The organism is Streptomyces sp. NPDC023157 (assembly GCF_055560575.1).
This window is the reverse complement of record NZ_JBVHIL010000003.1, coordinates 403,862-422,606: the sequence shown is the minus strand read 5'-3', so window position 1 is coordinate 422,606 and position 18,745 is coordinate 403,862. Positions and strand designations below refer to the sequence as shown.

At 73.8% G+C, this 18,745-nt stretch carries 14 protein-coding genes; 4 read left to right on the top strand and 10 right to left on the bottom strand.

What is annotated here, in order from left to right; translation table 11 throughout:
- Window positions 1–259 precede the first annotated feature (259 nt).
- From ACZ3ZE_RS13005 to ACZ3ZE_RS12995, 3 genes are all read left to right on the top strand, one after another.
- Window positions 260–685: an SsgA family sporulation/cell division regulator gene (locus ACZ3ZE_RS13005; RefSeq protein ID WP_361626585.1), complete on the top strand. Its 426-nt coding sequence runs from the start codon at window positions 260–262 to the stop codon at window positions 683–685.
- Between the two features lie 143 nt (window positions 686–828).
- Entirely contained in the window at window positions 829–1,668 is an 840-nt protein-coding gene (locus ACZ3ZE_RS13000; RefSeq protein WP_361174189.1) for an RNA polymerase sigma factor SigF, read from the top strand.
- Between the two features lie 247 nt (window positions 1,669–1,915).
- The gene (locus tag ACZ3ZE_RS12995; protein WP_442305884.1) at window positions 1,916–2,710 is read left to right on the top strand and encodes a ribonuclease BN; all 795 of its coding nucleotides are present in this window, start codon (window positions 1,916–1,918) and stop codon (window positions 2,708–2,710) included.
- An 82-nt stretch (window positions 2,711–2,792) separates the two neighbouring features.
- Here the strand turns inward: ACZ3ZE_RS12995 and ACZ3ZE_RS12990 are convergent, their stop codons facing one another.
- From ACZ3ZE_RS12990 to ACZ3ZE_RS12980, 3 genes are all read right to left on the bottom strand, one after another.
- Window positions 2,793–3,281 carry a flavin reductase family protein gene (locus ACZ3ZE_RS12990; protein WP_442305883.1) on the bottom strand — a complete coding sequence of 163 codons (489 nt, stop codon included), beginning with the start codon at window positions 3,279–3,281 and terminating at the stop codon, window positions 2,793–2,795.
- Between the two features lie 73 nt (window positions 3,282–3,354).
- A complete protein-coding gene (locus ACZ3ZE_RS12985) occupies window positions 3,355–4,815 on the bottom strand; it encodes a catalase (RefSeq protein WP_467258974.1) in 1,461 nt (486 codons plus the stop codon).
- A gap of 122 nt (window positions 4,816–4,937) precedes the next feature.
- Complete coding sequence (locus ACZ3ZE_RS12980; protein WP_361174196.1) at window positions 4,938–5,450, bottom strand: GNAT family N-acetyltransferase; 513 nt, start codon at window positions 5,448–5,450, stop codon at window positions 4,938–4,940.
- Window positions 5,451–5,609: 159 nt separating this feature from the next.
- Between ACZ3ZE_RS12980 and ACZ3ZE_RS12975 the strand changes: the two genes are divergently transcribed.
- A complete protein-coding gene (locus tag ACZ3ZE_RS12975) occupies window positions 5,610–7,844 on the top strand; it encodes an FUSC family protein (protein WP_361174199.1) in 2,235 nt (744 codons plus the stop codon).
- Window positions 7,845–7,860: 16 nt separating this feature from the next.
- On the opposite strand, the gene ACZ3ZE_RS12970 is transcribed toward ACZ3ZE_RS12975, so the two are convergent.
- The 7 genes from ACZ3ZE_RS12970 to ACZ3ZE_RS12940 all read right to left on the bottom strand — a co-directional run bounded on the left by ACZ3ZE_RS12970 (window position 7,861) and on the right by ACZ3ZE_RS12940 (window position 18,390).
- A complete protein-coding gene (locus tag ACZ3ZE_RS12970) occupies window positions 7,861–8,511 on the bottom strand; it encodes a TetR/AcrR family transcriptional regulator (protein WP_361174202.1) in 651 nt (216 codons plus the stop codon).
- The gene (locus ACZ3ZE_RS12965) at window positions 8,508–10,010 is read right to left on the bottom strand and encodes an MFS transporter (protein WP_361174205.1); all 1,503 of its coding nucleotides are present in this window, start codon (window positions 10,008–10,010) and stop codon (window positions 8,508–8,510) included. The genes ACZ3ZE_RS12970 and ACZ3ZE_RS12965 overlap by 4 nt, the downstream gene beginning before the upstream one ends.
- A gap of 219 nt (window positions 10,011–10,229) precedes the next feature.
- Window positions 10,230–10,772 carry an SLATT domain-containing protein gene (locus tag ACZ3ZE_RS12960; RefSeq protein WP_361174208.1) on the bottom strand — a complete coding sequence of 181 codons (543 nt, stop codon included), beginning with the start codon at window positions 10,770–10,772 and terminating at the stop codon, window positions 10,230–10,232.
- 67 nt (window positions 10,773–10,839) lie between these two features.
- On the bottom strand, window positions 10,840–12,213 hold the full coding sequence (locus ACZ3ZE_RS12955) for a hypothetical protein (protein ID WP_361174211.1): 1,374 nt from the start codon (window positions 12,211–12,213) through the stop codon (window positions 10,840–10,842).
- On the bottom strand, window positions 12,210–13,331 hold the full coding sequence (locus tag ACZ3ZE_RS12950) for a hypothetical protein (protein WP_361174214.1): 1,122 nt from the start codon (window positions 13,329–13,331) through the stop codon (window positions 12,210–12,212). Before ACZ3ZE_RS12950 ends, ACZ3ZE_RS12955 begins: the two co-directional genes overlap by 4 nt.
- On the bottom strand, window positions 13,307–14,974 hold the full coding sequence (locus ACZ3ZE_RS12945) for a hypothetical protein (RefSeq protein WP_467258971.1): 1,668 nt from the start codon (window positions 14,972–14,974) through the stop codon (window positions 13,307–13,309). The genes ACZ3ZE_RS12950 and ACZ3ZE_RS12945 overlap by 25 nt, the downstream gene beginning before the upstream one ends.
- An 8-nt stretch (window positions 14,975–14,982) precedes the next feature.
- Window positions 14,983–18,390, bottom strand: coding sequence for a WD40 repeat domain-containing protein (locus ACZ3ZE_RS12940; protein WP_467258968.1), 3,408 nt, complete (start codon window positions 18,388–18,390; stop codon window positions 14,983–14,985).
- Between the last annotated feature and the right edge of the window lie 355 nt (window positions 18,391–18,745).

The following is an 18,745-nucleotide window of genomic DNA, read 5'->3' as shown; positions in this document are numbered from 1 at the left end:
CCGCGCGCCCACGCGCGGGCACCCTCGGGGAGACGCCGTCCCCAGGTCAGCGCCGCTCGTCGGAGGTGCGGCGCACCCGCCGTCGCAGGGAACGGCGTTCGTTCTCGGTGAGGCCGCCCCACACTCCGGTCACCTGACGACGCTCACGAATCCGATACGGGATCGGCACATCCATCCCGCGCGCGCGAGGTGTGACCGGGGCGTGACGGGTCAGGTGGAGAGCGCACCGCTCGCCACGCCCCCGCAACAGGAGGACCCCATGCCCCAGCACCCCGTCACGCCGCTTCCCTCACCGCGAACCCTCAAGCGGCCCATGCCGATGGAACTCCTCACGCCGGACGCCGCGATCCCGGTCGACACCACCGTCGGCTACGCGTCCCGCGATCCCCACGCGCTGAGCATCGCCTTCCACCTCCCGGGCGCCAGTCCCCTCGTGTGGTGGCTGGACCGGGAGATGGTCCTCACCGGATCGCACACCCCCACCGGCGGGGGAGAGGTGCACCTGCGCTCCACCCCCGGCGGCGACTTCCTCATCAGGCTCGGCAACCCCGGGGACTGCGCGACGGTCCGGTGCGACCAGGACGCGCTCACCCGCTTCGTCCACGAGACCTTCGCTCTCGTCCCGCGGGGCACGGAGGACCACCACATCGACTGGCAGCCGCTGCTCGCCTCCCTGAGGGGCTGAAAACCGACGCCCCGGTCGGCGATCCCGCCCCCATCCGTAAATGATGCGCATGGTCTTCCGTTCCCCGGGTAGGCGGGCTGCCACGGCGCCGCGAATCCGGGTCGGGCTGAGGACGAGAGGGGAACGGTGTGACGGTCACCACGATGTCGACCACCAACGTTGAGGTCGGGGCGGGGACACTGCCGGCGGTCCCGGACCCGCCGTCGGTCGCGCCGAAGGACGCGCGGGCCCTGTCGAAGGTCTTCTTCCGGCGGCTCACGGTGCTGGAGGAGGGGACCCACGAGTACCAGTACGCGCGCAACACCCTCATCGAGATGAACATGAGCCTGGTCCGCTACGCGGCCGGGCGGTTCCGTCACCGCGCCGACGAGATGGAGGACATCGTCCAGGTCGGCATGATCGGCCTGATCAAGGCGATCGACCGCTTCGAGCTCTCCCGGGAGGTCGAGTTCACCACGTTCGCGGTCCCCTACATCGTCGGCGAGATCAAGAGGTTCTTCCGGGACACCTCCTGGGCGGTCCACGTGCCCCGCCGTCTGCAGGAGGCGCGTGTGGAACTGGCCAAGGCGACCGAGGAACTGAGTACGCGCCTGGGCCGGATGCCGACGGTCAAGGAACTGGCCGAACTGATGAGCCTCACGGAGGAGGAGGTAACCGAGGCGCGGCTGGCCTCCAACGGTTACAACTCCGCCTCCCTCGACGCCGCGCTGAGCGGCGAGGACGAGGCCGGGGACGCGTCGCTCGCCGACTACATCGGCAGCGAGGACCCCGCCATGGAACTGGTGGAGGACTTCCACGCCCTCGCCCCGCTCCTCGCCGACCTCGACGAGCGCGACCGGCAGATCATCCACCTGCGGTTCGTCGAGGAACGCACCCAGGCCCAGATCGGGGAACACCTGGGCTGCTCCCAGATGCACGTCTCCCGCCTGCTCTCGCGCACGCTGAACCGCCTGCGGGAGGGCATGCTCGACGGCAGCCGCTGATCAGGCGGTTCCTCGGCAGCAAGCGTCGCCACCGGTCACGCTCCGCGCATCGCAGGTCTCTCCCAGCGGTCGATTTCTTCCGCCGGCAGTGGGCAGTCGCCAAGGCGAGAGCACGACCAGACGGAGGCCGCTCATGCGTGGGAACGGCGAGGGCAGGGCGGGGTGCGACGGGCACACGCCCGGCGGCACCCGGTCCCGCCACCGGACCGGCGGTCCGCCTCGGACGGGGACGTAAGGGCGGCTCCCCATGAGCGAACGCGGACGCGGACGCCGGGGCCGGCGGCGTACGCACCCCACCTGGGCACGCTTCCGTGACGTCGGACTCTGGGAGATGGCCCTGGGTTTCGCGGCGCTCGGATTCCTGACGCTGGTGCCGCTCCTGATCGTCGTGTCCGCGGCGGACCCGTCGAGCGGGCGCGGCTTCGCGCAGTGGCTGGGCGACGGGCTGGGCGTGTCGGCGCCCGCCCGCGCCGAGATAGGGCACCTGTTCGCACCACCGGGTCAGGTGCGGCACACCACGACGGCGTTCGGCATCGCGGTGCTCGCCGTGTTCGGGGTCTCCTTCGGCACCATGGTGCAGTCCGGGTACGAGAGGGTGTGGGAGCTGCCGCCGGCCCACTGGCGCGCCAGGTGGCGACAGGCGGTGTGGCTGGCCGTCCTGATCGGGGTCCTCTTCGGGTCCGCGAACTCCCCGGTGTGGCGGGACGCCCCGGCCCGCGGTGTGGTCACCACCCTGGTCGGCACCCTCTTCTTCTGGTGGTCCCAACGGATACTCCTCGCCGGCCGGGTCGGCTGGGGTGCCCTGCTGCCCGGGGCCGTGGCCACCATGCTGGGGCTGCTCGGGCTCAGGATCTTCTCCCGGCTGGTCTTCTCACCGTTGATCGCTTCGGGCGCCGTCGCCTACGGGGCGTTCGGGACCTTCCTCGTCGTCCAGTCCTGGCTGGTGGGCGTGGGCGTCGTCGTGTTCGGCGGAGCGCTGGTGGGCGCGGTGCTCCACGACGCCGTCGTCCACGCCCCGCGTACGCCGCCGCGGCACGGGTGACCGGCGCGGACGTCCCGTACGGACACCGCTCGCCCGGGGTCCCGTACGAACACCGCTCGCCCGGGGAGAGGCCGGAGCTGTCTCAGGCGGGGTGGCCGGGGTCGAGATCCCGCACGGCCCGGTACCGGAGCAGCGGGGGAGGGGGGTCCGCCGTCGGGGGGCCCACCGCCACGGGGGCCAGGAGGAAGCCCACGTGGTCGCCGCCCTCGACCTGTGCTTCGATCCGGCCGGTGAACCAGGTGGTGAGCCCCTCGAGGACGGGGCTGTCCCCTTCTCCCGGATGCCAGGCGACCTCGGCGAACTTGTCCACCCGGTCGCCCGTCTCCCCGCCGAACAGCTCGGCCGGCGCACGGTCCTCCTCGTGGAGCAGGTGCACGGTGAGGTGCTCGGCGTCGCGGGCGACGCGGTAGGTGCGGTTGGCGGTCGACAGCCACACGACGAACCTGGGCGGGTCGATGGAACACTGCGAGGCGAACCCCACCAGGCAGCCGGCCCGCCGGCCTCCGGACGCGGCCGTGACCACGTACATCGGGCCGTCGAGCGCATCGGCGAAGTCGGAGAACCCTGCCACCGTGCCTCCTTGATGCCGAACGGGCCCGACGGGCCCGGCCGGGTCCGTCGGACGGTCCGGGTGGTCCTTGCCCCTACGAGCCCTGCCCGGCGCGGACGCCCTCGGCGATGCGCTTGCCGACACCCGCGTCGATGTTGCTCCAGTACGTGAAGGCGCGGGCCAGGACCGGTTCGCTCACGCCGTCGAGGAGGTGGCCGACCACGTTGTCCACGAGCCGGTCGCGGGCCGCGTCGTCCAGGACCTCGCGCACGAGGGTGCCGGCCTGCCCCCAGTCGTCGTCCTCGGGATGCGTGACGTACGCCGCCCGGGTGATCTCGCCGTCGGCGGTCCAGCTCGGCGGGTTTCCGTACTGGTCGGTGTCCGCGGCGGGCCCGCCCTTGGAGTTCGGCGCGTACACCGGATCGGAGGTCTTCCGGTACGCCATCGCTCCGTCCTTCGAGTACGTGTGGACGTCGACGACCGGTGCGTTCACCGGAAGCTGCTGGTAGTTGGTGCCGATGCGGGCCCGGTGGGCGTCCGCGTACGAGAAGAGCCGGCCCAGCAGCATCCGGTCCGGGCTCGGGCCGATACCGGGGACGAAGTTGTTCGGCTGGAACGCCGCCTGCTCGATCTCGGCGTGGTTGTCGGTGGGATTGCGGTCCAGGGTCATCCGGCCCACCGGGATGAGCGGGTAGTCGCCGTGCGGCCAGACCTTCGTGAGGTCGAACGGGTTGAACCGGTACCCCGCCGCGTCCTCGTACGGCATGACCTGCACGTGCAGGGTCCAGGACGGGAAGTCGCCGTCGCGGATGTGCTCGAACAGGTCCCGCATGTGGAAGTCCGAGTCGGCGCCCGCCATGCGGTCCGCCTCGGCCTGCGGGAAGAACTCGATGCCCTGGTCGGTCTTGAAGTGGTACTTCACCCAGAAGCGCTCACCGGACGCGTTGATCCACATGTACGTGTGCGAGGTGTAGCCGTTCATGTGGCGCCAGGTCCGGGGGATGCCGCGGTCTCCCATCAGCCAGGTGACCTGGTGCGCGGACTCGGGTGAGAGGGTCCAGAAGTCCCACTGCATGTCGTGGTCGCGCAGGTTGTTGTCCGCCCGGCGCTTCTGGGACCGGATGAAGTGCTGGAACTTCATCGGGTCCTTGACGAAGAACACCGGCGTGTTGTTGCCGACCATGTCGTAGTTGCCTTCGGACGTGTAGAACTTCACCGCGAAGCCGCGCGGGTCCCGCCAGGTGTCCGGGCTGCCGCGCTCGCCGGCGACCGTGGAGAACCGGGCGACCAGATCGGTGCGGGTCCCCGGCTGGAACAGCGCGGCCTTGGTGTAGCGGCTGACGTCGTGGGTGACCTCGAAACGGCCGAACGCCCCGCTGCCCTTGGCATGGGGCTGGCGCTCCGGGATGCGCTCCCGGTTGAACTGCGCCATCTGTTCGATCAGGTAGGCGTCCTGGAGGAGGACCGGACCACCCGGTCCCACGGTGAGCGAGTGTTCGTCGCTCTCCACCGGGGCACCGGAGTCGGTCGTCGTCGCGGGTCGGCTCTCGGTCATTGCTCTGCCTTTCGTCGTCACACACGCCCACCTCACCCTCGACCCGCGTGACGAAACCCGCTACCGGAGAAATCGTGCCGCGAGCCCTCCCCGCGCGGCGGGACCGAGGGGCGAGCCGGGGATCACCGCACCAGCTCGGACGCCAGCAGGTCCATGAGCAGCCCGTCGTGCCAGCCGCCGTCCGTGTCCCGCTCGTACTGCCGCATCACGCCGACGGGCCGGAATCCCGCCTTCTCGTAGCAGCGGATCGCGGCGACGTTGTCGGCCGCCGGGTCGATGACGAGCCGGTGGTGGCCGAGGTCGTCGACCAGATGGCGGGCGAGGGTGCGGACGGCGTCGGTGCCGAGGCCCTTGCCGTGCACCGAGGGGTCGAGGTAGAGGTCGATGCCCGCGTGCCGGTAGTCCGGTTCCTCCTCGGCGTACCACTGGATCATTCCGACGATCCGGCCGTGGTGGAGCACCGTCAGGCAGTGGCTGTCCGGATCCGCGAGGTCGGAGGCCACCTCCGCCGCCATGTCGTCCCCGCCGCGCCACCGTGCCCGGACCTCGGGGGTGGCCCGGATGGCGGCCAGGGCGGGGACGTCCTCGGGGCCGGAAGGGCGCAGGACGATGCCCGCACCGCGCAACTCGTTCATGCGCACCAGCCTGCCCCGGGGGCCGCCCGGTGGGCTACCCGGTTTGCGGCGGTCTCCCGGGCCGCTCGGCGGTCCGAGGGACGGCGCCGCCGCCCTGGGCGCCGGGCCCGGCCCCGCACCCGTCGTGCCGGGCGCCGCCGTGCGGGCGATCCTGGGGGCATGGGTGGCCCGTTCCCGCGACGGCTGCCGCCCGCCTACCGGGCGGCGGCGCGCGGGGCGCTGCGCGTCACGATCGCCGCCGGGGCCGGGTTCTACACGCTGCTGTACGGCTTCGACCTGGCGGTCGGCGCCACGTACGCGCTGTTCGGCGCCATCGCGATGGCCGGGCTGTCCCGTCTCCCCGGCTCCGGGCGGCAGCGGGCCATGCTGCTGGTGGGCGTGGTGCCGGTGTGCTGGGTGCTGATCACGCTCGGCACGTACCTGTCCGTGCGGACGTGGAGCGCGGTGCTCGGGATGCTGGTGGTCGGGTTCGCGCTGGCGTTCATGGCCGTCGGGGGACCGCGGTTCGCGGGCGCGGCCACGGGGCTGCAGCTGATGTACATCCTGCCGTCCTTCCCTCCGTACGACCCCGGCTCGCTGGGCGAACGACTCGCGGGCACGACGTTCGGACTCGCCCTGCTGGTCGTCGCCGAGAGGACGCTGCTGCCCGAGCCGGCGGCCCTGCCCTACCGCGAACGGGCCGCCCGGGCCGCCGACGGCGCCGCGCACTGCGCGGACCGGCTGCGCACCGCCCCGTACACCCTTCCGGAGGCCACCCTGCGCACCGCCCGGGCGCTGAGCACGGGGCTTCGCTCCTCCCAGGTACCGGAGGCGGAACGACCGGCCGGCGCGGGGCTACGGCAGCGGGCACTGGCCCACACCGGCCTCGCGACGCGCACCCTGCTCGGCAGACTGACGGTGCTGCCGCCGCCCCCTCCGGGCGCGGTGCCGCCGGCGGACGCGTCGGACGTACCGGAAGGGGCCGGTTCCGTGGTGCCGACGGGCGCGGAGGCGAAGGGACCGGACCCGTTGCGGGCGGTCGCGGACGTGGCGCGGGAGACGGCCGCCCGGCTGCGGGGCCGCGCGCCCGACGGGCGCGCGCATACCGGCTTGCGGCGGGCGCGCCAGGCGCTGACGGCGACCGAGGACGCCTCTCCCACCGCGCTGCGCCGCGACGCGGCCCTCCTGGAGGTGGCGGACGCGGCGCTCGCGATGTCGACGGCGGCCGACATCGCCGTACGGGGCCGGGCGGCCGACGCACCGGCGCCGGGCCGGTTCTGGTACGCGCGGCAACGGGCACCTCGGCTGTGGTGGCGGCGGCTGTCGGGCCACGCGGGCGGCCGGTCCGTGTTCTTCCAGAACGCCGTACGCATCAGTCTGGCCCTGGCGGCCGCCCGGCTGATCGCGGGCGTCGACACGCTCCCGCACGGCTTCTGGGTGCTGCTGGCGACCCTGACCCTGACGCGGACGACGGTCCGGGAGACCCGGACGACGGTCCGGAAGGCGCTGACCGGCACCCTCGTCGGCGCGCTGGTCGCGGCGACGCTGCTGGCAGGCGCCGGCACCGACATCGAGGTGTACGCGGTGGCGCTCCCGCCGCTGATGCTGGTCACCTTCACGCTGGGCCCGGTGAAGGGCGTCGGCTGGGCGCAGGCGCTGTTCACCGTGGTGGTCGCGCTGGTCTTCGCGCAGCTGGCACCGGCGACCTGGCAGCTCGCCGAGTTCCGGCTGCTCGACGTGCTGACCGGCAGCGCGATCGGCGCCGTCTTCGGACTGCTGGCCTGGCCGCGCGGCGCCCACGACGCCTTGCGGCGGTCGGTCGCGGTGCTGCTGCGGATCGCCGCGGAGATCGTGGTGGCCACGACGGCGCAGATCGCGGCGGGCGGGCGGCGCGAGCCGGTGGTCACGGCGCCGGGGCACCGCAGCCTGCGACACGCCCTGGTCATGGCGGAGTCGGCGTACGCGCAGTACCAGAGCGAACCCCAGGGCCCCGGCCCGCCGCCGGTCCGCCCGGACTGGCAGGCCGCGCTGATCGCCGGACACCACACGCTGTGGGGTGCCGACCGGCTTCTCGTACCGGCCGAGCCGGTCGTGATGCCGCCGCTGGCCCGGGAGGCCGCGGAGTGCGTCATCCGCGCCGGCGACCGGGTCGCGGCGGGCATGCTGCTGACCTCCGCCCGCCTGGACCCGACCGGGGACACCGCGGAGACATCGGCACCGCTCCACGCCCCGACGGCCTCCGCCACCCTGGCCGCCGACCCGCCGGGCGCACCGCGCGCGTACTACGCGACCGTGTCGTGGCTGGCCGCACTGACGACGGACCTGGACCGGCTCGCGGCGGGAACCGAGACCGAAGCCGACGCGGGTACGGGTAGCGGTACCGGTACCGACAGCCACCCCGGCAGGGCTCGCTGAGCCGCTGCTGTCCTGTTCAGGTCCCGTCGACGAGGTGCTGGATGCCGGGGGCGTAGAGGTCCGCGAGGCGTTCGGGGGTGGTGTGGGCGGTGGCGCCGTCGGGGCGATGGAGGCTCAGGGTGGCGCCCAGGCCGAGGAGTTGGCCGGCGACGAGTTCGGCGCGCAGACGGGCGTCGGGGCCGGTGAGGAGGCCGGTGAGCCGGTCGGTGACCTGCTCGCGGAAGCGGGCGCGGAGCAGGGTGCGTTCGTCCTCGATGCCGAGGGAGAACACGACGCGGAGGAGGGGGTCGCCGCGGAGCCGGTCGCGGAGGTCGACCATGGTCAGGACGAGGTGCCGACCGAGGTCGGGGAGCGGGGCGGCGAAGAGTTCGGTGGCGGCCGGGCGGAAGTCGACGACCGTGTTGAACAGGGCCTCCTTGGTGCCGAATCGTTTGACGATGAGGGACGGGCTCACCCCGGCGGCCGTGGCGATGCCGCGCATGGTGACCTCGGCGTAGGGCTTGAGCGTGAACGCCCGCCGTGCGGCGCGGATGATGGCCTCGCGTCCGGTCTCCGGGCCCGCTTCCCCCGGTTCGGCGGGGGAGTGCGCGGCATCGCCTGCGGCGGGCGTGCCGGAGGGGTCCGCTCCGTCGGTGGCCGGGGTGGTGGGCTTGTCGGCGGTGCTCATGCGTTCCCTCGGGCGGCAGGGGTGGGCGGTGACACCGGGACCGTACCGTCCGGGCGGTCGCCGTCGTGCGCGGCGTCCCGGCTCGGGCGGTCGGACGGGAGGAAGAGGGTGGCGACGAGGGCGGCGAGGGCCGCTCCGGCCGCGACCAGGAAGATCAGCAGATAGGCGTGGAGCGTCGGCGCGGTGCGGCCGGCCGTCACGAAGGTCACGTGGGCCAGTACGGCGGTGACCACGGCGCTGCAGCAGGCCTGGCCGACGGAACGCATCAGCGTGTTGAGACCGTTGGCCGAGGCGGTCTCGCTCACCGGCACGGCCCGCATCACGAGGGCGGGCAGCGCGGAGTAGGCGAGGGCGGTGCCGCAGGAGACCACGGTGGCGCCGGCGACGATCGGCCACAGGCTGTGGCTGGTGAAGAAACGCACCACGTAGCCGAGGCTCATGACGACGGCCCCGAGCGCGAGTGCCGTACGGGGGCCGTACGCGGCGGAGATCCGCGCCGAGAGCGGGGACAGGGCCACCATCGAGAGTCCGCCGGGCAGCAGGCACAGTCCGCTGACGACGATGGACGCGCCGAGGCCGTAGCCGGTGCTCGTGGGTTCCTGTACGAGCTGCGCGGTGACCAGGGAGTTGGCGTAGAACGAGAAGCCGATGAGCAGCGCCGCGAGGTTGGTGAGCAGCACGGAGGGCCGGGCGGACACCCGCAGGTCCATGATCGGGGACGCGGTGCGCAGCTCGTACCAGCCCCAGAGCAGTCCGACGGCCAGCGAGGCACCGAGCAGGCCGAGCGTCAACGGCGAGGTCCAGCCCCAGCCCGAGCCCTGGGTGATCGCCAGGAGCACACCGACCAGCAGTCCCGTGAGGCCCAGCGTGCCCGGTACGTCGAAGCGGCCGGGGGAGCGCACGGCCGACTCCGGCACGATCCACAGCACGAGGAGCAGATCGAGCAGGCCGAGCGCGGCGGATGCCCAGAACATGGCGTGCCAGTCGAAGCTCTCCGTCACGACGGCGGCCAGGGGCAGTCCGATGGCCGCGCCGATGCCGAGGGTGGAGCTCATCAGCGCGATCGAGGGCAGGACGCGTGCGGCGGGGAGCTCGTCGCGGATGATGCTGATGCCCAGCGGGATCACGGCGAGAGCCGTGCCCTGGAGGGCCCGGCCGGTGATCAGCACACCGATGTCGGAGGAAACCGCGCAGAGCACGGAGCCGAGGGTGAGCACCCCGAGCGAAGCGAGCAGCACCCGGCGCTTGCCGTACATGTCGCCGACCCGCCCGAGTACGGGGGTGAACACCGCGCCGGTGAGCAGGGTGACGGTCACGAGCCACCCCGCGGCGCCCGCGCTCGCCCCGGTCAGCTCGGGCACGTGCGGCAGGAGCGGCACGACGAGGGTCTGCATGACGGCGACGACCATGCCGCAGAAGGCGAGGACCGGGACGATGAGCCGGGAGGGGGCGGGGGCGGGCGTCGTACCGGGCGCGGATGTGGATATCGCGGGGGTCATCGTGCTCCAGAGGCGGTGCGAGAGCCGGGGAAGGGCTGGGGGTGCACATCTGTTCACCCCGAGGGTAAACAAGTGTGCACCCCCTGCCAAGCCCGACGGCCGCGGCGCCTCTGGCGCTGCCCCTCCACAACTGACGGGGACGCCCCTGACCTGCGCGTTCCTGCGGTGTCACTGGCCTCGGCCCGTGGGGCCGCGACGCGTTCGCGTCGCTGGCGTCGCTCAGGCCTCGCCGTCGACCGCGTACGCCTGCGTCCCCGCCCTCAGGTTCGCCTGGGCCTTGCGGTAGGCGCGGCGGCTGGGGACCTCGGCTTTGGCGTTCCCCTCGTCGCGCCGTGTGGTCAGGGCGGTGAGGGCCTGGCGGGCTTCTTCCGGGGTCCAGTGGTCCAGGTCGATCTCGCGGTGCTGCCGGGCGGCTGTCTGGATCTCCAGGAAGGAGTTGGCCGATGCCGCCGCCTGGGCGGTGCGTTGGGGTGCGTTCACGGTGGTCAGGACGGCGCCCAGGCCGGAGGAGAGCAGGGCGAGGATGCCGGCGGGGGTCGCTCCGGCGGAGTCGACGAGGGCCGTGGTGCCGGCGACGGCGGCGAGCAGGGTGGCGGGGATGCCGAGGAGGAGGTTCACGGCACGCCAGCGCTTCGTCTCCTCGAACTGGCACTGCGCGCTGTACATGGCGCTCTCTTCGATCCGCCGGAACTCGGCCTCGATGGCCCGACGGCGGCGCGTATCGGTGTCGGCGCCGGGGCCGACCGGATCCTCGATGTCCACAGGTCCACGCTACCGGCGGTGTCCTGCCGCCGGTGCGTAATCGCCGTCATCCCTACGGGAGTTGGAGTCAGGGGCGTCGCTCCGTGTAGGCGGTCAGGGCGGTCCGGGCCGGGTGGTGCGGGTCCAGGGGGTCGATGACCGTGTGCCATTGGGACAGTGTGACCCGTTCGTTGGCGGGGAGGGACGCCTCCAGTTCCCCCGCCGGGACGCGGTTGAGGAAGCGCAGAGGTACGGGGGGTGCGTCGAGGTCGACCTCGAAGGAGCCGGACGGTACGGGCACCGCGACGAACCCCTGGAGGGTGCCGCCGGAGGCGGTGAGGAGCATCCAGTACCGGCTGTTCGACGCGGCGGACCCGGCATCCGCGGCGCCGAGCGATCGTACGGTCACCGGCTGGCAGAGCGGGCCGTCGGTGCGGCGTCGGGCGGGTGGCGAGGGATGGTCGTCGATCTCCAGCTCGACCTGGAGCAGCCCGCTGCCGGTGACGGTGAGGGCGGCGGCCACCGGCCACGCCTCCAGGAACTCGCCCTGTTCGGAGCGCTGTTCGCCGGAGGACGCCTGGAGTGCGAAGTCGGAGTCGAGGTTCCTGCGCAGGGTGACCGGTGCGATCGGCCCCACGCCGGTGAGCCGCGCGGCTGCCAGACGCGCCGGGTGGCGCAGCGCGCGGTCCGACTCGCCCAGTGCGTCGGCCAGCTCGGCGAGGACACGCCGGGTGGTGGCGGGCAGCCGCTCGGGTTGCGCGGCGAGCAGGCCGCCGAGCAGGCTCGCGGCCTCCCGCCCGTACCAGGGGCCGGTCCGGCCGGTGCGGAGACCGGCTTCGAGGACTTGGAGGGGGCCCGCGAGCGAGGAGACGGCCGGGGTGAACCAGTGGCGCAGCTCGCCGTCGGGCGGCGGGACGGGGACGGCGGGTGTCGAAGTGCCCGTCTCCGCGTGCAGCAGGGAGAGGGCGGAGCGGGCGGCGGCGTCGACGCGCTCCCAGGGGAGGCAGTGGAAGAGCCGTGGTGGCGGTGCGGTCTCACGGCCGAGGCGGTGCAGAAGGAAGTAGCGCAGGGCGAGGCTCTCGGCGCGCAGCCCGTCGACGACGTCGGGGCCGGCCGGGGGGTCGGCCCACTGCTCCTCCAGGCGGGAGACCAGTGCGGCGCCCCGCTCCGAGACGCCCACGGGCGCGCCGAAGTCGTCGAGTTCGACGACGGTGGTCCCGTCGGGCGCCCGCAGGGCCAGGGAACGGCCGAGTGAGCCCGCCCGTTCGACGACCAGGCTGGTACGTGTCCAGGACCGGGTGCCGAACCGTGGCATCGTGCGGGCGTCGGCCCGTTCGTCCCCGTCGTTGATGCGGCCCAGGGAGGGCGGCTGCCCCGGCGCCCCGGGCCGGACCCGGGCGATCCAGTCGCTGAGGGGGCGGTGCGGGGGCGAGGTGTGCCCTTCGGGGAGCGGCGTCGTCATGACGCGGCCTCCTCGCAGCGTGCGCGGAGCGCGACGGCGACCGGGCCGAGTCTCTGGACGGCCTCGCCCACGGCGGGCGCGCCGGCGTCGGCGACGCACTGGGACCAGAGCGTCGCCAGACGGTGCCAGGCCTCCTCGTCGAGCGAAGAGACCAGATCGGCCGGCAGTGCCCGCGCCCATGCCCGCAGGGGTTCGTCGTCCACGTCCGCGCTGTCCCAGCGCAGCCGGAACTTCAGTCCACGGAGGAGGACTTCGGCGCGGACCAGGGGATCGGCCGAGGTGTTGGCGGGGACGATCCGGCGCCCGCCCCGGGCGTCGGCGAGGTCGTCGAGCGCCTGGCCCAGCGGGTCGAGGACCAGGTTCCTCCGGGGATCGTAGAGCAGCGTGTTGACGGTGAGGTCACGCTGCCTGCTGTCCTGGAGGAGGTCCGTGCCGGTGGCCGGGAGGGTGGTGCCGGCGAGGCCGAGGCCCCGGTAGTCGAGGCTCGGCCCGGCGGTGCGGGCGACCGGGTCGAGGACCGTGCAGACGAGCGTGTCGGGGCTGAACCGCTGGGGGTGTTCCGCCCCGGTGCCCTCGCTTTCCAGGACGCGCCGGGCCGTCTCGGTGAAGGCCCCGGCGGGTGCGGTGCCGGTGAGGTCCAGGTCGTTGACCTCGTGCGGGGCGCCGCCGGCCAGCAGGTCGCGAGGGGCGCCTCCGCTCACCCAGGTGTGGTGGCCGGCCTCGGCGAGGCGGGCGAGCAGGTCCGGGGCGAAGTGCGGGGCGTGGGGGCCGTGCAGCAGGGCCCGGAGACGGTCGGCCAGACCGGGCTTCAGGTCGTCGGGGCCGTGGATCCGCTCCGGGGCGACCTGCCGGCCGGGCGGCAGGCCCGTGCGGACCAGGCTCGGCTGGTCGGCGGGGGCGGTGCTCCGGTGCGGGGGACCCCCGGCGTGCTCGTCGCCGGCGAGGAGCAGCCGGTCGTCGGCCGGGGTGGGCGCCGCCGTGGCGGTGCACAGGAAGCCGAGCACGCGTCGGCCTTCGACGGTGTCCCCGGTCAGGATCGGCCGGGCGGACGCGCCGGCGGGTGCCTGCTGGGGGAGTGTGGGCGTGGGGCACGTCACCCCGCGCCGATCCCGGTCCATCGTGCGGTGCCTCCTTCGATGCGCAGGGTGAGCGGTACGCGGACGGCCCCGCCGAGGGAGTAGGAGCGGCCGAGGCCCGATTTGGCCTTCGGGCCCAGGACGGCGGCGTCCTGGAGCTGCTGCGGTGTGCAGGGCGTGGCCTGGCCGGGATCGTCCGCGCACTCGCCGAGGCTCGGGTAGACCAGTTCGCCGCCGGTGGACAGCCGCATGGGGTGGGTGCGGATGGCGCGCAGGACGGTCCGGGTGCCGTCGGCGGCGCGGATCCAGGCGTGTTCGGCCGCGCTGCACGGGTCGCAGAGCGCGACGAGGCGGTCGGTGTCGCCCCGCAGCGCCGCTTCCTCGATGCCGCGGGCCAGCTCACGTACGGCCGTGGGCAGTTCGACGCCGTGGTCGTCCTCTCCTCTCACACCCTCCGCCGGCTGCGGGGCCGCTGCCGGGGGAGGCCCGGCGGCGGCGGATTCGGCGGGGGTGAGGGCGAAGTGGCTCACGCCACGGCCCAGGACGTGCTTCCGGCCGCCGGAGGTGAGGGTGAGCGTGCCGGTGCCGGGCTGGGAGTGGTCGCCGGAGGAGTAGTCCGGGTACACGGGCTCTTCGAGACGGACGACCCTGCCGGAGGCCCCCAACGCGATGCCGAGCATGCCGCTGCCGAGGTAGGTCCACCGCCCGTCGCGCAGATAGTAGGAGGCGGTCCGTTCCGGGTACATGACGTTGCACCCCGGCAACGCGCCATAGGTGACGGTCAGTCCGTCGCCGGCCCACTCCAGCGAGTTCACCTGGCGTCCCTCGGACACCAGCGTGTGCCGGAACGCCGTGTCGGAGGGAATGGCACGGCGGGGTGCGGCGGTGGTGACGTCCTCGGTGAAGACGTTCTCCATGCCCCCACAGACCCCGCCCGAATCGTGGTTCGCCCAGGCCAGGCCCCTGCCGCCGGGCTGCCGCCGCGCCTGGGTGAGGGTGGTGCGCCCCCTGTCCGGCAGCAGGGGCCGGACGGTGCCGTGCCGGTCCGCGATGCCGAGGGTGCCTTGCCCGCGGAGGACGTCCGGCGCGTCGGGGAGGTGTGAGAACAGGGTGACGTCGTCGGTCCCGCCGGCCGCCAGTTTCGAGTACGGGTGCTGGCGTTCGGACAACGCGATGCGCCGTGGGTTGCCCTGGGGCGGGAAGAGCAGCAGGGAACTGCCGTCGTTGCTGAGGCTGACGGCGTCGTCGCCCAGGAAGCCGATCCCGCTGCACGGGCAGGGCCGTTCGGTCTTCCGCCCGCTGCGCACGTCGAGGAGGTGGATCTGCCCCGTGTCGTACGACATGTCGGAGTCGATCCACGCCAGGCGGCTCGCGTCGGGCGACCAGACGAGCCGGGACGGCCAGGACCGGCTGCCCGCGACGGGCGAGTCGACGGGCGTCGCCTCGGCGGCCCGCCACGTCCGGCCGGCGGAGTCCGCCAGCATGACCGCCATGGCCGAGGGCTTCTCGTACCGCAGGTAGGCGAGCACGGGGTGCTGCCGGTCGGGCTCCCGGCCGGCGGGGGCCGACGACGTGGCGGAGGGGGCGGGGGGTGCGCCGCCGCCGGAGGTGCACCCGGCGGCGGCGAGGAGCGCGGCCAGCACACAGGGCAGGATCCTGCGGGGGCGGTGTCCGGTGCGGGGCATGGGGCGGCTCACTTCGTCTCGGCGCAGAGGTCGACGTAGGGGTGGCGGTCACCGATGTGGGCCTGCCATTCCTGGGGGCTGAGGTCGGCGCCGCCGGTCCACCGGCAGATCTGCTGACGCCAGTCGATGCCGCCCACCCGCCAGAGTTCCGCGGGTCCCGCGGGGAAGTATGCGGTCTCGTCCGGGCGGACCACCCCGGCAAGGAAGTCGCCGTCCGGCGACCAGGACAGGCCGATGACGTCGCGGGCGGTCTCGGCGCGCAGGGACGGCAGCGCGGGCAGGCCGGTGCGGGTGTCGTGGACGAGCACCTTGCCGTCGACCGCGACGGCGACACGGCCGCCGTCGTGCGACAGGGCCATCGCCGTCGGCGCCTCGGCGGTCTCGGGCAGGATCGAGGGCTCGCCGGTCTCGTTGAGGTCCGCGTCGCGGTAGCGCACGGTGTTGCCCCCGGTGAGCACGGCGACGCGGGAGCCGTCGCGACTCCAGGCGAAGAGCCGGGCGCCGGGGAGGGTGGCCGTGCGGACGACGGTACGGGTCGTCAGGTCGATCAGGACGAGACGGGGGACGCCCGGCCCCTGGTCCTCCAGGGCGATGGCCCGGGTGCCGTGCACGACCAGACCGGATCCCGCCGTGAGCCCGACGGTGCCGAGGGGCTGCCAGGTCCGCGTGGACCAGATCACCAGGGGGCCGGTCGCGTGCCGGGCGACGAGCAGTTCCGCCTCCGGGACGAAGGCGACGTCGGTGAGGAAGCGGGCGCCGGAGTCGGCGGCGGCCCCGTCCAGGGCGGGTTCGTACAGGATCCGCGGCTCGGAGCCCTGCCCCGTCCACACGGCGGCGGCCGCCTTGCCTCCGCTGCGGCCGACGGCGGCGACGAGGCCTCTCGTCATGGCACCGTCCCGGAAGAGGAAACGGTCGCGCAGCGGGTACCGCGCGACATGCTCGTACTTCTGCATCGCGGAGTTCAGCGAGATCTTCGGGGCGGCGCCGGGTTCCACCGTGTAGACGCTGTCGGAGCCGGTCTCCTCGCCGTGTGCGATCAGCAGCAGCCCGTCCGGACCGAAGGAGGCGATGTCCGCGTCCGAGGCGGGGCTCAGATGGAGCATCTTGGGCCGGTCGTCCAGCACGTTGACCCGTCCGCCGCGCCCGCCCGACACGACGGTGGACAGGTTCCCGACGGCGGCCGTGACGGCGGGGCCGCCCAGCGGCACTTCGAGATGTCGGCTGCTGTTCCGGCTGGAGGAGCCGCCCACGGGGACGAGGGCGGTGCCGTCGCCTCCGGCGATGACCACGCTGCCCGCCTGCGCGCCCAGGGCGGTGGGCTGGTCGGCGAGCCCGCCGACGGGATAGGACAGGGTCCGGCGGCTGCGCCGGTCCCAGGCCTGCACCCCGCCCGGGGTCGCGAGCAGCACCGCGGAGTCGCTGGCGTCGATCTGCAGGGCCTTGCCCTCGACCTCGCTCGCCTCGATCTCCGTGGTGAGCCCGCGCGAGTCGAGTCCCATCGCCATGACGCTGCCGTCGGAGAGCAGCAGCAGGGCCTTGTCCTCGTCCTGCGGCTTCCCGAGGGTGTCCGGTGGCGGGCTCGGGACGGCCGTGGCGTCGATCACGGAGCCGACGAAGCCGCGGACCAGTCGGCCGCCCGAGACGGAGTCCTGGGTGCGGAGGCAGGAGAGCTCCTCCAGCGTCGTCGTGTCGTACTGGGCTACCGCACCGTCGTTCAGCACCTCCACCAGCCGCACCCCGCTGTGCGCGAACGTGTTCGCGACGGGCCTGGCGTTCTTGTCGCCGCACGAGGGCGCCGGGAGCCGGCCCATGAGCCGCGGGACGGGCTGGAGCACCGAGAAGACCGACACCGCGGACTCGTCCCGGGCCGCGAGCAGCCCGCTCCCGTCGTCGAACACCAGGTCGGCGAAGCGCCCGCCGACCCTCCCGAGGCTCTTGCCGGTGAGGAGATCCCAGGACTTGAGATACGGGTCGTTCCCGGCGGTGTACAGGCGCCCGTGCCGGTCGTCGACGGCGATGCCGCGCACGCTCTCCGGGCTGGCCTGCCACGACAGCCGGACCCCGGCGTTGGCCTCCAGTACGTCCCGCATGGCCAGCACGGCGCGCGGGGTGTTGGGCTCCACCGTGTACCCGGCCAGGCCCAGCAGGGCGGCCAGCCTCGGATCGCTCTGCCGCAACTGCATCGCCTCGGCGGCGAGGTCGGACGCCAGCGCCCTGCGCGACTCGGCCTCGCTGCCCGTGCTGATCACGTTGACCAGATACAGGCTGAGCAGGACGAGCACGGAGAGCACGCCGATCGCCGCGGCGCTCCACCGCTTGACGACCGGGAAGTCCCAGACCCGCGCCATGCGGGCGGCCTCCTGGACGGTCGACGCGTAGAGAAGACGGTCCATGGTGCCGCCCGCCAGGGCCCGGCGGGCCTCGTCCCGGTCGGCGGCGGGCAGGACGACGTTGGCACCCTCCCCGGCGGCCCTCAGCTTGGCCCGGTAGCCGCCCACCGACACCAGCGCGGCGGGCTGCTTCGCGTCCAGGCCGCCGATGAGCGCGGTACGCGGGTTGATCCGGCGCAGCGTGGACGGCCGTAAGAGGCGCCCGGCCCGGCCGGCCCGTTCGGTCTCGTCCAGCAGGACGGCGAAGGCACAGCCGAGCGAGTTGTCCTCCACCATCGCCACCACACCGTCCGCGTCGGTCAGCGACCAGAGCACGGTGGTGGCGGGCCGCTCGCCGCCGCTGCTCCACGCGTCGCGCAGCGACTCCTGGAACCGCGAGTCGCCACGGAACCCCGACATGCGGCGGGGATCGGGGAGGAGCCCGGGCGGTCCCGACGGCAGCACGGCGACGCCGAGCGTGCCACGAACGCCGCCCCGCCCGTCGTCGAACAGCACGGTCGCCTCGGCGACCGGCCGGGACTCCGGCAGCGCGCCGTCGAGCGCGAGGAGCCACGCCAGGGCGGGCAGTGCCAGGTCCCGCCCGTCCGGCGGGACGCCGTCCATCAGACGGCGCAGACGCGTGGCGTGACCGACCTCGGTCCCGTCCAGGAGGCCCCGCAGGTCGACCGGCTCGTGACCCGGATGGGCCCCGCACCCCCGCAGCCACATCAGCCCCACGGCCAGTTCGTCGGCGCTCCCCTCCGCGTCGCCGACCAGCGCGAGCCCCATGGCCGCGGAGGCCCGCAGCGCCTGCGCGGCAGCCGGCTCCTCGGCCGCGAAGGGCCCCCGCCCCACCAGCGCCCGCACGGTCGACGCCGCCGCCGCACGAGGTGTCAGCAGCTGGTGCAGGGGCGTGACCTGATCCCGCAGCACCCGGAGGGCCGCGACGTCCTCAGCGGCCACCCGCTCCCTGACATACGCGAAAGCGGGCTGCCCGGCCGACAACAGGGCGTGCCTGACCTTCTCGCGGTCCTTCAGCCCCGGCATGCGCGTCAGCAGAACCCCGACATCCATCGCACCCCCCGCCGCGCCAGAACCCCGCCCACTCACCGATCCCCAGCTCCCCCCGAGCCGCCCACGGCTCCTCGGGCCGCCCCCGGCACGAGTGGGGCGACGGCCCAGCGGCGCCATTGTGACAACGGGAACGCCCTGGGATAAGCCGGATTGCGAGATCTTTATCCGGAGCGTGGGCGGCGCCACCGAACCCCTCGCCGTGACCGAGGCCAACGCGCAGATCATCATGAAGCGGGCGATGGAACCGTACGGCCCGCCGGTCGAGTGCTGACCCTGCCGGCCCGCCCGGAGGCAGGGAAAGGCGCAGTTCAACGCGAGTGTCCACGGG